Annotated in this window: 13 protein-coding genes; 10 read left to right on the forward strand and 3 right to left on the reverse strand. The window is 64.2% G+C overall.

The annotated features are described in order from the left end of the window. Positions 1 to 189, forward strand: a 189-nt coding sequence (locus tag NCS02_RS07415) for a hypothetical protein (RefSeq protein ID WP_250522960.1), incomplete at its 5' end; no start/stop codon positions are given. A gap of 12 nt (positions 190 to 201) precedes the next feature. Here the strand turns inward: NCS02_RS07415 and NCS02_RS07420 are convergent. The 3 genes from NCS02_RS07420 to NCS02_RS07430 form a co-directional block, all read right to left on the reverse strand. After that, positions 202 to 792 (reverse strand): BPSL1445 family SYLF domain-containing lipoprotein, encoded by a 591-nt coding sequence (locus NCS02_RS07420; protein ID WP_008349670.1) that lies wholly within the window; start codon positions 790 to 792, stop codon positions 202 to 204. A gap of 399 nt (positions 793 to 1,191) precedes the next feature. Further along, positions 1,192 to 1,662, reverse strand: coding sequence for a hypothetical protein (locus NCS02_RS07425; RefSeq protein WP_244808084.1), 471 nt, complete (start codon positions 1,660 to 1,662; stop codon positions 1,192 to 1,194). 224 nt (positions 1,663 to 1,886) lie between these two features. After that, positions 1,887 to 2,183 (reverse strand): PsiF family protein, encoded by a 297-nt coding sequence (locus NCS02_RS07430; protein ID WP_008349666.1) that lies wholly within the window; start codon positions 2,181 to 2,183, stop codon positions 1,887 to 1,889. Between the two features lie 227 nt (positions 2,184 to 2,410). Here NCS02_RS07430 and NCS02_RS07435 point away from each other — a divergent pair, with 227 nt between their 5' ends. The 9 genes from NCS02_RS07435 to NCS02_RS07475 all read left to right on the forward strand — a co-directional run bounded on the left by NCS02_RS07435 (position 2,411) and on the right by NCS02_RS07475 (position 13,941). Continuing rightward, positions 2,411 to 2,692 carry a hypothetical protein gene (locus NCS02_RS07435; RefSeq protein WP_008349664.1) on the forward strand — a complete coding sequence of 94 codons (282 nt, stop codon included), beginning with the start codon at positions 2,411 to 2,413 and terminating at the stop codon, positions 2,690 to 2,692. Between the two features lie 254 nt (positions 2,693 to 2,946). Then, positions 2,947 to 3,909, forward strand: a complete 963-nt coding sequence (locus NCS02_RS07440; protein ID WP_250502032.1) for a sugar ABC transporter substrate-binding protein — start codon at positions 2,947 to 2,949, stop codon at positions 3,907 to 3,909. Between the two features lie 158 nt (positions 3,910 to 4,067). Further along, on the forward strand, positions 4,068 to 5,657 hold the full coding sequence (locus tag NCS02_RS07445) for a sugar ABC transporter ATP-binding protein (RefSeq protein WP_008349659.1): 1,590 nt from the start codon (positions 4,068 to 4,070) through the stop codon (positions 5,655 to 5,657). Then, positions 5,658 to 6,647, forward strand: coding sequence for an ABC transporter permease (locus NCS02_RS07450; RefSeq protein ID WP_250439732.1), 990 nt, complete (start codon positions 5,658 to 5,660; stop codon positions 6,645 to 6,647). Between the two features lie 218 nt (positions 6,648 to 6,865). Further along, positions 6,866 to 7,888: a LacI family DNA-binding transcriptional regulator gene (locus NCS02_RS07455; RefSeq protein WP_008349655.1), complete on the forward strand. Its 1,023-nt coding sequence runs from the start codon at positions 6,866 to 6,868 to the stop codon at positions 7,886 to 7,888. Between the two features lie 36 nt (positions 7,889 to 7,924). Further along, entirely contained in the window at positions 7,925 to 8,857 is a 933-nt protein-coding gene (gene rbsK / locus NCS02_RS07460) for a ribokinase (protein ID WP_250522961.1), read from the forward strand. A 181-nt stretch (positions 8,858 to 9,038) separates the two neighbouring features. Beyond that, entirely contained in the window at positions 9,039 to 10,754 is a 1,716-nt protein-coding gene (locus NCS02_RS07465; protein WP_250518192.1) for a methyl-accepting chemotaxis protein, read from the forward strand. Between the two features lie 116 nt (positions 10,755 to 10,870). After that, positions 10,871 to 11,632, forward strand: a complete 762-nt coding sequence (locus tag NCS02_RS07470; protein WP_175982894.1) for a hydratase — start codon at positions 10,871 to 10,873, stop codon at positions 11,630 to 11,632. 386 nt (positions 11,633 to 12,018) lie between these two features. Then, positions 12,019 to 13,941: a PrkA family serine protein kinase gene (locus NCS02_RS07475; RefSeq protein WP_008349646.1), complete on the forward strand. Its 1,923-nt coding sequence runs from the start codon at positions 12,019 to 12,021 to the stop codon at positions 13,939 to 13,941. Positions 13,942 to 13,966 lie beyond the last annotated feature (25 nt).

Genomic DNA, 13,966 nt, shown 5'->3' on the forward strand with positions numbered 1-13,966 from the left:
GCTGGTAAATATGTGGAGGGTTATCTGTGGGTGGGGCGCGCCAATATGGGTGCGCGCTTAAAATTGAGCTATCGCGCGACGACGACCTGCCGCGCGACCCGACACGACGCGGAAAAAAAAAAAACACCGCCGTGTGGCGCGACCCGGAAGGTCGCACCACACGGCGGTTTTGCATTCGCCGCGAGGTAAAGCGCGACGCGCTCAGTACTTGATGCGCGACACCTTCGTGCCTTGCAGCGACACGTCGGCCATCAGGCCGGCGTTGGTCAGGACGATGGCCTCGACCGGTTTCGTGGCGGTGGTCGTGTCGATCACGCCGTTCGCGCCCATCTTCACCAACGCCACCGATGCATCCGCGCCCGCCGACCAGCCGTCGGAGTTGCGGAATTTGTCGAGCGCATCCTGCGTCATGAACAGGAAGATCAGCGCCTTCGACTGCGCGCCTGCCTGCAGGCCGAACGAGCCGGACGTCGTGCTGTAGTACCCGACGCTGCTGCCGCCCACACGCAGCGCACCCTTGCCGTATTGTGCGCCGACGATGAAGCCGGCCTGAAGCACCGACGGGAACACCAGCACGCCGCGCGCTTTCGCGACCAGCTCGCGCGAGCCGCCGACGGTGGCATAGAGACGCTGGATCGTGCTGTCGACATCTGCGTCGATGGCGCGGCGGTCATCGGCGGCGCCCGCGGCCGCTTCGCTGCCGGCGTTCCGGTTTGCCGTGCAGCCGGCAAGCGCGAGGCCACCCATTGCCAGCACGGCCGTCGACTTGAGCATGAAGTTTCGTCTTTGCATCATTGTTCTCCATCGTGGAATTTAGGAAACCCCATAAGAGCGGGAGGGTGAGGCACGCCAAGTTATAGCACAGCAAGGTGAAACCGCGAGCCTCGGCCCATGCGCCGAAAGCCTTGTCAGGCTTGGGTCTTCAGGCTCCGCAACATTCGGGCGAACAAGCCGGACCTAGCTTACTCCGAATCCGTCCCCATAAGCGTCAGGCGCGTCGTTAAATTACACAAATCTTTCGAAGCACACATCGTCTGATACAAGGTTAGACGAAGCTTTGACCAAACCGAAATGGAAACGGCGTTTTCGCCCGAAGTGCGGCCCCAGGCGAGCAGAATTTTCGTGACGCTGCCTTTAGGTCGTACGAGAAAACCGCTGAAGGAAGTAGCAACGACCGTACCCGAGGCTCGGTCACGGATGGGTCGTCGTTTTTACTTCGGCGGAGGGCGGCGCGGGCGTGTGTTGCGGACGGCGCAGCGCGCGCCGGATGCCGCCGATCAGCACGCCGAGCACGAGCAGGAACGCTGCGGGCACGATCCAGTAGCCGACGAACGCATGCCAGAGATAATCGGCGAGCGTCGCCTTGCGATGCGCGTATTCGTTGAGCGCTTCCTGATGCTTCACCTCGGTGGCGGCGATGGCATCTTCGGGACAACCGGCTGCGCGCGCTTCTTCGGACGTGCCGTGGCAGCGCGCCGCGGCGCCGGCCGCGCGTTGGGCATCGGTCAACTCCCAGCTGGCAAGCGACTTCTGGAGATCGACGTTGTTGTACGCCATCTCCTCGCGCACTTCGTTCACCGCGACGATCAGCACCGGCACGAACCAGAACGTGATCGCCACGAGCCACCGCCTGAACCAGCGGTTCTTGTGTCTCCATGCCATCCGATGCCTCCATGCGCGGCTTTTCGCCTCGCTCGAAACGGCGGCGGCCGATGGCGTCTTTCTTGTATTTCGTAAGGGGCCGCCTTCGCGCCATCTTATGAGAAAAAGACGACGGTGCGAATCACTAGCTTGGGTGCAGTGCAATATCGGCCGGTAGGGAGCGTAAATACGCAAGGGCGCCGCGCGCGAACGGCGCGGCGTGCAGAACGCGAACGCAGGCGAGATCAGCCCTTGTTGCTGAGGCAGCTTTTCATGAAACTCTTGCGGTCGTCGCCTTTCTTGTCGCCTGCTTGGCTGTTGCACGCCGTCATCTTCTGCTGCTGCGTCATCGGCGCGGATGCGGCAGCCGGGGCGGCGGACAGACAGCTCTTCATGAAGGCCTTGCGGTCGTCGCCTTTCTTGTCGCCCGCCTGCTTGTTGCAATCGGTCATCTTGCTTTGCTGACTGTTGGCGGCGAAGGCGACGTTCGCGCCGAGCGTCAGGCTCAGCACGGCGATGAGGGCGGTGGCTCGAATGGTCATGTGACGCTCCCTGATTTGAGTGACGGTTGTTGTTCGACGGCGCGTGTCTGTATCGGCATGTCGCCCGCGCATTATGGCAAACACAATATGAACGGTGTGCGGGATAGGGTGAAATCGGGAGTCGCGGGAACGAGGCTTGCAAACGCCTTTCGTCGCCGGCGATCCGCACGACCGATGCAGTCGACGTATGATCGTGCGATGCATGTCAATGCGAAAGGAGATCGTCCATGTCCACGCCCCTGTCGGATCATTACAAAGGCTTCGAGATCAAGGTTCAGGCATTGAGGCGCGCGAAGGATCGCGACGAGCCGGACGACAGCCCGCGACACTTCGACATAGTCGTGACGATCGCGAAGAGCGCGCACGGCGAAAGCGGCCGCTCGGTGATGTTCGGCGTGCCCGATCAGGAACCGTTCGACAGTCCGATCGACGCGACGCGCGCGGGCATCGACTACGCGCGCGACATCATCGACAACAAGGTCGAAGGGCAGTCGGTCGAAGATCTCTGAGTCTTGTCCGCAGGCAACTAAAAACGCCGTCGAGCAGCCGTTCGACGGCGTTGTCGTATGTGCTGCACTACACGTTAGCCCGATTGACCTCCGGCGCCTGTCCAACGAGAATCGACGGCGAGCAAACGTTCAAACGTGCGCGAAAGGGCGTCGAAGGCATTGGCGCGCGAGCGTCCGGCGCGTTTCGATTGGCGTTGCTCGCGTTCGCTGCATCTCGCAAGACCAACAAACCAGAATAAGCATTGGAGATCCGCATGAACCGAATCATCCGCCGACGCGTCCTCACGGCTGCCGTCGCGCTCGCCGCCTGCACCGCATTGCCGTTCGCGTCGTCATCGGCGTTCGCGCAGCCGGCGGGCAAGCCCAAGGTGGCGCTCGTCATGAAATCGCTCGCCAACGAGTTCTTCCTGACGATGGAAACCGGCGCGAAAGACTATCAGGCGCACAACGCCAGCCAGTTCGACCTGATCACCAACGGCATCAAGGACGAGACCGACACGGCGGCGCAAATCCGCATCGTCGAACAGATGATCGTCTCGAAGGTCGATGCGCTCGTGATCGCGCCGGCTGATTCGAAGGCGCTCGTGCCGGTCATCAAGAAGGCGGCGGACGCGGGGATCATCGTCGTGAACATCGACAACCGGCTCGATCCGGACGTGCTCAAGTCGAAGGATCTGAACGTGCCGTTCGTCGGACCGGACAACAAGAAGGGCGCGCGTAAGGTCGGCGACTATCTCGCGCCGAAACTGAAGAAGGGCGATGAAGTCGCGATCATCGAAGGCGTGACGACCACGACGAATTCGCAGGCGCGCAGCGCGGGCTTCAAGGAGGCGATGGACGCCGCCGGCATGAAGGTGGTCGCGCTGCAGTCGGGCGAATGGGAAATCGACAAGGGCAACGCGGTCGCGTCGCAGATCCTGAACGCCAATCCGAACGTGAAGGCGCTCCTGTGCGACAACGACAACATGGCGATCGGCGCCGTGTCGGCGATTCGCGCGGCGGGCAAGGCGGGCAAGGTGCAGGTCGTCGGCTTCGACAACATCGGCGCGATCAAGCCGATGCTCAAGGACGGCCGCGTGCTCGCCACGGCCGACCAGTACGCGGCGAAGCAGGCGGTGTTCGGCATCGACGTGGCGTTGAAGGCGATTGCCGGCCACAAGAAGCAGTCGGAGCTTTCGCAGGTCGTGGAAACGCCGGTCGATCTCGTGACGAAGTGAGCCGGCGCGAAGCCTCAAGTTCGCGGCGGGCGTGCCGATAACACACTGACGAGCGCGAAAGGCAGACGGCGCGGGCACGCTCCGCGGCCTTTCGCGCGGGCTTCGCCCAGCCGTGCTGGATCATTCCGAGGATGCACAACCGAGCCTTGAAGCGCCCCATGACCGGACCGAACGATGCGAACGTGCTGACGGTGACGGGCATCGGCAAGACCTATGTCGAGCCGGTGCTGACGGACGTATCGCTCGATCTCGTCGCGGGCGAGGTGCTCGCGCTGACCGGCGAGAACGGCGCGGGCAAGAGCACGCTGTCGAAGATCATCGGCGGGCTGACCGATCCGTCGACCGGCGCGATGACGCTCGCGGGCCAGCCCTACGCGCCGAAGAGCCGCTCGGAGGCCGAATCGCTCGGCGTGCGCATGGTGATGCAGGAGCTGAACCTGCTGCCGACGTTATCGGTGGCGGAGAATCTCTTTCTGAACCGCTTGCCGCGCAAGGGCTTCGGCTGGATCGACCGCAAGCGCCTCGCAGAAGACGCGCGTCACGCGATGGCGCAAGTCGGGCTCGACGCGATCGATCCGGATACGCTCGTCGGCGGTCTCGGCATCGGGCATCAGCAGATGGTGGAAATCGCGCGCAATCTGATCGGCGATTGCCGCGTGCTGATTCTCGACGAGCCGACCGCGATGCTCACCGCGCGCGAAGTCGATCTGCTGTTCGAGCAGGTCGAAAGGCTGAAGGCGCGCGGCGTCGCGCTCGTGTACATCTCGCACCGGCTGGAGGAATTGCGGCGCATCGCCGAGCGCGCGGCCGTGCTGCGCGACGGACGCCTCGTGCATATCGGTCCGATGGACGCGCTCACGAGCGACCGGCTCGTCACGCTGATGGTCGGACGCGAGATCGGCGAGCGCATCGATCTGGGCGAACGGCGGATCGGCGATGTCGCGCTGAAAGTGGAAGGCATGACGCGGCTGCCGGCCGTGCGCGACGTGTCGTTCGAGGTGCGCGCGGGCGAGATTTTCGGCGTGAGCGGGCTGATCGGCGCGGGCCGCACCGAGCTGATGCGGCTCATCTACGGCGCGGATCGCGCGGACGCGGGCACGGTGTCCGTCGCGCGCAAAGGGCAGGCGCTGCGGCGCGTGACGGTGCAATCGCCGTCGGATGCGGTCGAAGAAGGCATCGCGCTCATCACGGAGGATCGCAAGGGCGAGGGCCTGCTGCTCAGCCTGCCGATCGCCGCGAACGTTTCACTGGGCAACGTCGGCGCGGTGGCGCGGCACGGCGTGGTCGACGCGCGCCGGGAAGCGGCGCTCGCGCAACGGCAGATCGACGCGATGCGGATTCGCACGTCGGGGCCGGCGCAGGCCGTGTCGGAACTGTCGGGCGGCAACCAGCAGAAGGTCGTGATCGGCCGGTGGCTCGCGCGCGACTGCTCGGTGCTGCTGTTCGACGAGCCGACGCGCGGCATCGACGTCGGCGCGAAGTTCGACATCTACGGGCTGATGGGCGCGCTCGCTCGCGAAGGACGCGCGCTCGTCGTCGTGTCGAGCGACCTGCGCGAGCTGATGCTGATCTGCGACCGTATCGGCGTGATGTCGGCGGGGCGCATGACGGGCGTGTTCGAGCGCGCGAACTGGACGCAGGACGCGCTGCTCGCGGCGGCGTTCTCGGGTTACGCGAAGCGCGAGGCGATCCTGCACGAGCCCATCGCCCCGGACGCGAAAGCGCCCGAAGACAACGTGGAGCATTGAATGAGCGAAGCGAATCTGCCCGCCGATGCGCCGAAGAGCACGAAAGGCGTCGGCACGCGTCTGGGCATTTCGAATTACCTGGGTCTCGCGGGCGCGCTCGCCGCGATGATCGCGCTGTTTTCGGTGCTGAGCACGCACTTTCTGACGTACGACACGTTCAGCACGATCGCGAACCAGATTCCGGATCTCGTCGTGATGTCGGTCGGCATGACGTTCGTGCTCATCATTGCGAGCATCGATCTGTCGGTCGGCTCGGTGCTGGCGCTGGGCGCGTCGGTGGTGAGCGTGGCCGCGCTGAAGTGGCACTGGCCGGCGTTTCCGGCGGCGCTGATCGGGCTCGCGGCCGCCGCGCTGACGGGCGCCGTGACCGGCCTCGTGACGGTGGCGTGGCGGATTCCGTCGTTCATCGTCTCGCTCGGCGTGCTGGAAGGCGCGCGCGGGCTTGCGTATCAGATGACGAATTCGCGCACGGCGTACATCGGCGATGCGTTCGATTTTCTGTCGAATCCGATCGCGTTCGGCATCTCGCCCGCGTTCCTGATCGCGGTCGCGGTGATGATAATTGCCCATCTGGTCTTGACCCGGACGGTTTTCGGCCGATATCTCGTAGGGATCGGCACGAACGAGGAAGCCGTGCGTCTCGCGGGCGTGAATCCGCGGCCGTACAAGGTGATCGTTTTCGCGCTGATGGGCGCCTTGTCCGGACTCGCGGCGCTCTTTCAGATCTCGCGGCTCGAAGCCGCCGATCCGAACGCCGGCGCGGGGTTGGAACTGCAGGTGATCGCGGCGGTCGTGATCGGCGGAACGAGCCTGATGGGCGGGCGCGGCTCGGTCATCAGCACGTTTTTCGGCGTGTTGATCATCTCCGTGCTGGCGGCGGGACTGGCGCAGATCGGCGCGAACGAGCCGACCAAGCGCATCATTACCGGCGCGGTGATCGTGGTGGCGGTGGTGCTGGATACATACCGCAGCAGGAGAAAGCGGATTTGATCGAAGGGCGGCGCAGGCGGGCGCTCCGAACGGGGTGGAGCAACGGCCGGCGACGAGAGAAGGCAGCGGGCGGCAGCGGCGAACGGGGATTCATCGCCGCCGCACACAATGAAGCAGGCAGGGCGCGGGGAAAGCAGAGCGGCGCATGAAAAGTGGTCGCGCCGGACGCCTTACGACCAATAAGAGCAGTTGGACCAAAGCATAGCGAAGGACGATGTATGGCGACGATCAAAGACGTGGCAGCCATTGCCGGGGTGTCGTTTACGACGGTATCCCACGTAGTGAACAATTCGCGGCCGGTTTCGGCCGACGTGCGGGCGAAAGTCGAGCGGGCGATCCGTGAGCTCGACTACGTGCCGTCGGCGGTCGCGCGCTCGCTGAAGGCGCGCTCGACGGCGACCATCGGCCTGCTCGTGCCGAACGCGACGAATCCGTATTTCGCCGAGCTCGCGCGCGGCGTCGAGGACGGCTGCGCGAAGAACGGCTATTGCGTGTTCTTCTGCAACTCCGACGACGATCCCGCGAAGCAGCGCAACTACCTGCGCGTGCTGCAGGAAAAGCGCATCGACGGGCTCGTGATTGCATCGGCGGGCGAGGACTCGGTGCTCGCGCAATGCCTCGCGGGCGCGCGCGAGCCGCTCGTGATCGTCGACCGCAATATCGAGGGGCTGCAATCGGACCTCGTGCAGATCGACCACGAAAAGGGCGCGTATCTCGCGACGCGGCATCTGCTGCAGCTCGGGCATTCGAAGATCGGCTGCATCACAGGCCCGGTCGCGACCGCCGTTTCCGCGATGCGCCTGCACGGCTTCATCCGCGCGATGGCCGAGCGCGGCATGGAAATCGCGCCGAACGCGATCCAGCAGAGCGACTTTTCCGCGACGGGCGGTTACGCGGCGGCCTCGCTCCTGCTCGACAACATGAAGCCGACGGCGATCTTCGCGTGCAACGACATGATGGGCATCGGCGCGCTGCGTGCGGCGGCGGAGCGTCACATCAACGTGCCGACGGACTGCTCGATCATCGGTTTCGACGATGTCGAGCTGTCGCGCTACACCTATCCGGCCTTGTCGACGGTGGGGCAATCGGTGCGCGCGCTCGGCGAAATGGCCGCGCAGACGCTGATTGAGCGCATCACCGGCAAGCTGACGGGCACGACGCGCCGCCGCGTGGTGCCGCCGCGCCTCGTGCGCCGCGAATCGACCGCGGTGGTGCCCGAGTCGCGCGGCGCGAAGGCGTAACGACCGCGGTGCAGTAAAGGAACCAAAGGAAACGAGATGGGCGACAGTGCCAAAACCGGCCGCGTGACCGTGGTCGGCAGCCTCAACATGGATCTCGTCGCGCGCGCGCCGCGCCTGCCGCGACCGGGGGAAACGCTCGCCGGACACGCGTTCGCGCAGATGCCGGGCGGCAAGGGCAGCAATCAGGCGGTCGCCGCGGCGCGCCTGGGCGCGCATGTCGCGATGATCGGCTGCGTCGGCGACGATACGAACGGCGCCACGCTCAGAGGCAGCCTCGAAGCGGAAGGCATCGACTGCACGGCGCTCGCGACCAGCGCCAGCGCGCCGACGGGCGTCGCGCTCATCGTCGTCGACGATGCGAGCCAGAACGCGATCGTCATCGTCGCGGGCAGCAACGCCGAAGTCACGCCCGCGCGCATCGAAGCGCAGGAGGCGCTCATCGCGCGCGCCGACGTCATCGTGTGCCAGCTCGAAACGCCGCCGGACGCCGTGCGCGCCGCGCTCGCCGCCGGCCGTCGCCTGAAGCGCACGACGATCCTGAATCCCGCGCCCGCGGCGCGCAAATTGCCGCCGGACTGGTTCCCGCTGATCGACTATCTGATTCCGAACGAACTCGAAGCCGCGACGCTCTCCGGGGTCGCCATCGAAACGCCCGACGACGCGCGCCGCGCCGCGCAGGCGCTCAAGGCGAAAGGCGCGCGCAACATCATCGTGACGCTCGGCGCGCAAGGCGTGCTGGCTTTGCTCGACGGCGCGGACGACGAAGGCGTTCATCTGCCGTCGCCGCGCGTCGAAGCGGTCGATACGACCGCCGCCGGCGACACGTTCATCGGCGGCTTCGCGGCGGAACTCGCACGCGGCGCGGCGGCAATGCACGCAATCGCGTTCGGCCAGCGCGCGGCGGCAATCGCGGTGACGCGCGAGGGCGCGCAACCATCGATTCCGCACCGCAGCGAAATTTCAGCATAACTTTTCAATATTCATTGAAAACACGGCGCGTCTGACGCGCCGTTTTCTTTTCATACGAAACAAATTCCTCAAGTGCCGACACTTTCGCGCCGTTTACATCGATAGCGGTCGCGCGATGTCCCGCGCGCACGCTGCCACGCAACGACGACTCCGCTCGCGAGCGACATCAGGGAAAAATTCAATGAAAACAGCTTTGACGATCAAGGCGCGCCTCGGCATCTCGATGGCGTTTCTGGGGGCGCTGCTCATCGCGATCGGCGCGTTGGGGCTCACCGGCATGAGCCATTCGAATCGCGCGTTTCAAGACACCTATTCGGTGCAGATGCCCGCGGCGATCGCCGTCGGCAACGCGGAAATGTATGCGGCGCGCGAGCGTCTCGTGTTCGATCGCGCGGCGCTGCTCGCCGGCACGCCGGAAGTGGCGGCCACGGTCGAGCGCGCGCGTATGATGCGCGAACGCGCGGACGGCTACTGGAAGCAATACCTGGCGCTGCCGCAAGCGCCGGAAGAAAAGCGCCTCGCCGACGCCGCTCAGGACCGGCGCCTCGCGCTGCAGGGCATCGTCGACAAGGGCGTCGCGGCGGTCTTGGCGAACGATCACGACGCCATCATCGCGAACGCCAAGGCGATGCAGGCGACGTACAACGAACTCGCCAACGCCAACGACGCGCTGCGCAAGCATCTGACCGAAGCATCCGCGAGAAGCTATGAGGAGACGCAGGACCGCTTCGGATGGTTCCGCGCGCTGAGCTTCGGCGCGATCGCGCTCGGCATCGCCGCGGCCGCGTTCGCGTGGCTGTCGCTCAGGCGCGCCATCGCGCGGCCGCTCGAAGCGGCGCTCGGTCATTTCGAATCGATCGCCGCGGGCGATCTGCGCCGCGAGGTCGCCATCACGTCGCGCGACGAAATGGGCCAGTTGCTCGAAGGTCTCGCCAAGATGCGCGCGAGCCTGCTGACGACCGTCCGCACGGTGCGCTCGGGCAGCGAATCGATCGCGTCGGCGACGCAGCAGATCGCCGCGGGCAATACCGATCTGTCGTCGCGCACGGAAGAACAGGCATCGGCGCTGCAGGAAACCGCGTCGAGCATGGAAGAGCTGACCGGCACCGTCCGCCAGAACGCCGACAACGCACGGCAGGCGAGCGCACTCGCGGCGAACGCGTCGGAAATCGCCGGCAAGGGCAGCGCGGTCGTCACGCAGGTCGTCGACACGATGCGCGAGATCAACGGCAGTTCGTCGAAGATCGCGGACATCATCACGATCATCGAGGGCATTGCGTTCCAGACCAACATTCTGGCGCTCAACGCGGCCGTCGAAGCGGCGCGCGCGGGCGAAGAAGGGCGCGGCTTCGCGGTCGTCGCGGGCGAAGTGCGCAGTCTGGCGCAACGCTCGTCGGCGGCGGCGAAGGAAATCAAGGAACTCATCGACACGTCCGTCGCGCGCGTGCAGACGGGCACGACGCTCGTCGACGAAGCCGGCCGCACGATGAGCGAGATCATCGGCGCGGTGCAGCGCGTGACCGACATCATGGGCGAGATCGCGGCGGCGTCGGAGGAACAGTCGAGCGGCATCGAGCAGGTGTCGCGCGCCGTCACGCAGATGGACGAAGTCACGCAGCAGAACGCGGCGCTCGTCGAGGAAGCGGCGGCCGCCGCGCAGTCGCTCGAAGATCAGGCCGGGCGGCTGCGGCAGGCGGTGGCGGTGTTCCAGGTCGCGGACGGCGCGGCGCTTGCTGCTGTTCCGGCAGCATCCACGATGGCGGCGAAAATTGCACCGCGCGCAACGATGCCTGCGCGCGTTGCCTTGAAGCCGGCGAAGCGCGCACCCGCCGCGCCGTCGCCCGCGCCGAAGGCGTCCGCCACGACGGAGGCAAGCGGCGACTGGGAGACGTTCTGAGCGCGACAGACGGCGCTTAAGGCCTGAATGCGCGCGAGTGCACACGCGCGCGACCAACGTCGATCCGGTAACCCGTACACTGGTGGGTGCCTCACCGCTCACACGAGGATATCGACATGACCGGATCGACACTCGCCGCGAAGCTCGCGGACGCCCGCCGCCGGCATCAGCTGATCGACACGCTGGCGCCGGCCGACATACCTGCGGATGCGCCCACCGCCTACGCGATCCAGCACGAGATGCTGAGAGAGTCGGATGCGCGCATCGGCGCCTGGAAGATCGGCGCGCGCGCACCCGACGCGCTCGCCACGGGCGCGCCCATCGACGCCGCGCTCGTCCATGTTTCGCCCGCGCGCCTACCTTTTCAATCGTTTTTCCGCGTGCTCGTGGAACTCGAAGTCGCGTTCCGCTTTTCCTATGCGCTGCCCGCGCGACCCGACCCTTACACACGCGAGGAAGTATTCGACGCGATCGGCGGCATCGCGGTCGCGCTCGAAGTCGTCGACAGCCGTTTCGCTCAATGGCCCAATCTCGATCCGCTGGCCCAGCTCGCGGATTCGCAGAATAACGGCGCGCTCGTCGTATCGGGCATGGAACCTTACGACGTCGTCGCGCCGGGCTTCGACTTTCTGACGCCGCGACTGGAATTCACCCTCGACGGCGTGTCGATCGCACCGGCCGCGCTCGGCAATCCCGCGGGCGATCCGCGCGAATTGCTGCCGTGGCTCGTCAACCATTGTTCTCGCATGGGTTTGACGGTCGAGCCGTTCTGGACCATTACAACAGGTTCCTATACGGGCGCGTATCGCGTCGATGGACCGGGCATGCTGCATGGTGCGATCGATCGCATCGGCGAACTGGAATTGGTGCTCGCTTGATGTTCGGATGCGCCGCACCGGGAACGATTATTGATGATGTCGCACGCGCATCGTCTTTATCGGATGCGTGCATCTCTTGAGCGCTTGTCCACGTAACCAAGGATGTGAGGCGCGCGTCGCATTGGCGGACGGAAGCAGTAGATAAGTAGCGAAGAGCGCGGGGAAGCGAACAGGCAGGGACCATGTCGCGCAAGAGGATAGCGACATTGGGATGAACATTGTAGGTGAACGAAAATAGCGCACCAAGCTAGGAATTCTTCGAAGCAAATGAACAACGCAAGTGCGTGAAAAAAAATTCGAAAGGGTTTAGGATGATTTCAAGCGATGTCGTTTCGATTACGCGCGTTGCGCACGGCATAGCTTTCTGACTTCGGCGAGGAGGTAGCATGGATATCTACAGCAGTTTCGCGACGCGCTTCGAAAAAACTCGCGAGGAGGAATTCTCGCTCGAAGAGTATCTCGCGCTCTGCAAAGAAGATCCTGCCACATATGCAACAGCGGGCGAACGCATGTTGACGGCCATCGGGGAACCGGAGATGGTCGACACTCGGCTCGACCCGCGTTTATCGCGTGTGTTTGCAAACAAGGTCATCAAGGTGTATCCGGCATTCCGCGAGTTCTACGGAATGGAGGAAGTGATCGAGAACGTCGTGTCCTACTTCCGGCACGCGGCGCAGGGTCTCGAAGAGAAGAAGCAGATCCTTTATCTGCTGGGTCCGGTGGGCGGCGGCAAGTCGTCGATCGCCGAACGACTCAAGCAGCTCATGGAGCGTGTGCCGTTCTATTCGCTGAAGGGCTCGCCCGTCAACGAATCGCCACTCGGCCTTTTCGATTACGACGAAGACGGTCCGGTGCTCGAAGAGCAATACGGCATTCCGCGCCGCTATCTCAAGAGCATTCTCTCGCCGTGGGCGGTGAAGCGCCTGCACGAGTACAACGGCGACATCCGCAAGTTCCGCGTCGTGCGCCGCTATCCGTCGATTCTTCGTCAGATCGGCATTGCGAAGACCGAGCCTGGCGACGAGAACAATCAGGACATCTCGTCGCTCGTCGGCAAGGTGGACATCCGCAAGCTCGAAACGTATTCGCAGGACGACGCCGATGCCTACAGCTATTCCGGCGGCCTGTGCCTCGCCAATCAGGGCTTGCTGGAATTCGTCGAGATGTTCAAGGCGCCGATCAAGGTGCTGCACCCGCTGCTGACCGCGACCCAGGAAGGCAACTTCAAGGGCACGGAAGGCTTCGGCGCGATTCCGTTCGACGGCGTCATCCTCGCGCACTCGAACGAGTCGGAGTGGAAGGCGTTCCGCAACAACAAGAACAACGAAGCACTGCTCGATCGTATCTTCGTCGTGAAGGTGCCGTACTGCCTGCGCTACGGCGAAGAGATCAAGATCTACGAGAAGCTGCTGCGCAATTCGTCCCTCGCCGAGGCGGTCTGCGCACCGGGCACGCTCAAGATGATGGCGCAGATGGCCGTGCTCACGCGTCTGCACGAACCGGAGAACTCGAGCCTCTTCTCGAAGATGCAGGTCTACGACGGTGAGAACCTGAAGGACACGGACCCGAAAGCGAAGTCGTATCAGGAGTATCGCGATTACGCGGGTGTCGATGAAGGCATGACGGGTGTGTCCACGCGTTTCGCGTTCAAGATCCTGTCGCGTGTCTTCAACTTCGATTCGAGCGAGGTCGCGGCGAATCCGGTGCATCTCATGTACGTGCTCGAACAGCAGATCGAGCGCGAGCAGTTCCCGCCGGAAACGGAGCAGAAGTATCTGTCGTTCATCAAGGACGTGCTCGCTTCGCGCTATGCCGAGTTCATCGGCAAGGAGATTCAGACCGCTTATCTGGAGTCGTATTCGGAGTATGGACAAAACATCTTCGACCGCTATGTGACGTATGCGGACTTCTGGATTCAGGATCAGGAGTTCCGCGATCACGACACCGGCGAGAGTTTCGACCGCGCGGCATTGAACGCCGAGCTGGAGAAGATCGAGAAGCCCGCGGGCATCAGCAACCCGAAGGACTTCCGCAACGAGATCGTGAACTTCGTGTTGCGCGCTCGTGCGGCCAATGGCGGCAAGAACCCCGCGTGGATCAGCTATGAGAAGCTGCGTGTGGTGATCGAGAAGAAGATGTTCTCCAACACGGAAGAACTTCTGCCGGTGATTTCGTTCAACGCGAAAGGATCGGCCGAAGAGCAACGCAAGCACGAAGACTTCGTCAATCGCATGGTCGCGAAGGGTTATACGCCGAAGCAGGTCCGGCTCCTGTGCGACTGGTATCTGCGCGTGCGCAAGTCGTCGTGATGTAAGCAAGGCAAGACGGGAGCCG

This window comes from Caballeronia sp. NCF2 (assembly GCF_023631205.1).
Taxonomy (GTDB): Bacteria; Pseudomonadota; Gammaproteobacteria; order Burkholderiales; family Burkholderiaceae; genus Caballeronia; species Caballeronia zhejiangensis.

Excerpts from the sequence above, each read along its gene's own strand:
- NCS02_RS07420 (WP_008349670.1), bottom strand. The coding sequence starts at position 792 with ATGCAAAGACGAAACTTCATGCTCAAGTCGACGGCCGTGCTGGCAATG.
- NCS02_RS07425 (WP_244808084.1), bottom strand. The coding sequence starts at position 1,662 with ATGGCATGGAGACACAAGAACCGCTGGTTCAGGCGGTGGCTCGTGGCG.
- NCS02_RS07430 (WP_008349666.1), bottom strand. The coding sequence starts at position 2,183 with ATGACCATTCGAGCCACCGCCCTCATCGCCGTGCTGAGCCTGACGCTC.
- NCS02_RS07435 (WP_008349664.1), top strand. The coding sequence starts at position 2,411 with ATGTCCACGCCCCTGTCGGATCATTACAAAGGCTTCGAGATCAAGGTT.
- NCS02_RS07440 (WP_250502032.1), top strand. The coding sequence starts at position 2,947 with ATGAACCGAATCATCCGCCGACGCGTCCTCACGGCTGCCGTCGCGCTC.
- NCS02_RS07445 (WP_008349659.1), top strand. The coding sequence starts at position 4,068 with ATGACCGGACCGAACGATGCGAACGTGCTGACGGTGACGGGCATCGGC.
- NCS02_RS07450 (WP_250439732.1), top strand. The coding sequence starts at position 5,658 with ATGAGCGAAGCGAATCTGCCCGCCGATGCGCCGAAGAGCACGAAAGGC.
- NCS02_RS07455 (WP_008349655.1), top strand. The coding sequence starts at position 6,866 with ATGGCGACGATCAAAGACGTGGCAGCCATTGCCGGGGTGTCGTTTACG.
- rbsK (WP_250522961.1), top strand. The coding sequence starts at position 7,925 with ATGGGCGACAGTGCCAAAACCGGCCGCGTGACCGTGGTCGGCAGCCTC.
- NCS02_RS07465 (WP_250518192.1), top strand. The coding sequence starts at position 9,039 with ATGAAAACAGCTTTGACGATCAAGGCGCGCCTCGGCATCTCGATGGCG.
- NCS02_RS07470 (WP_175982894.1), top strand. The coding sequence starts at position 10,871 with ATGACCGGATCGACACTCGCCGCGAAGCTCGCGGACGCCCGCCGCCGG.
- NCS02_RS07475 (WP_008349646.1), top strand. The coding sequence starts at position 12,019 with ATGGATATCTACAGCAGTTTCGCGACGCGCTTCGAAAAAACTCGCGAG.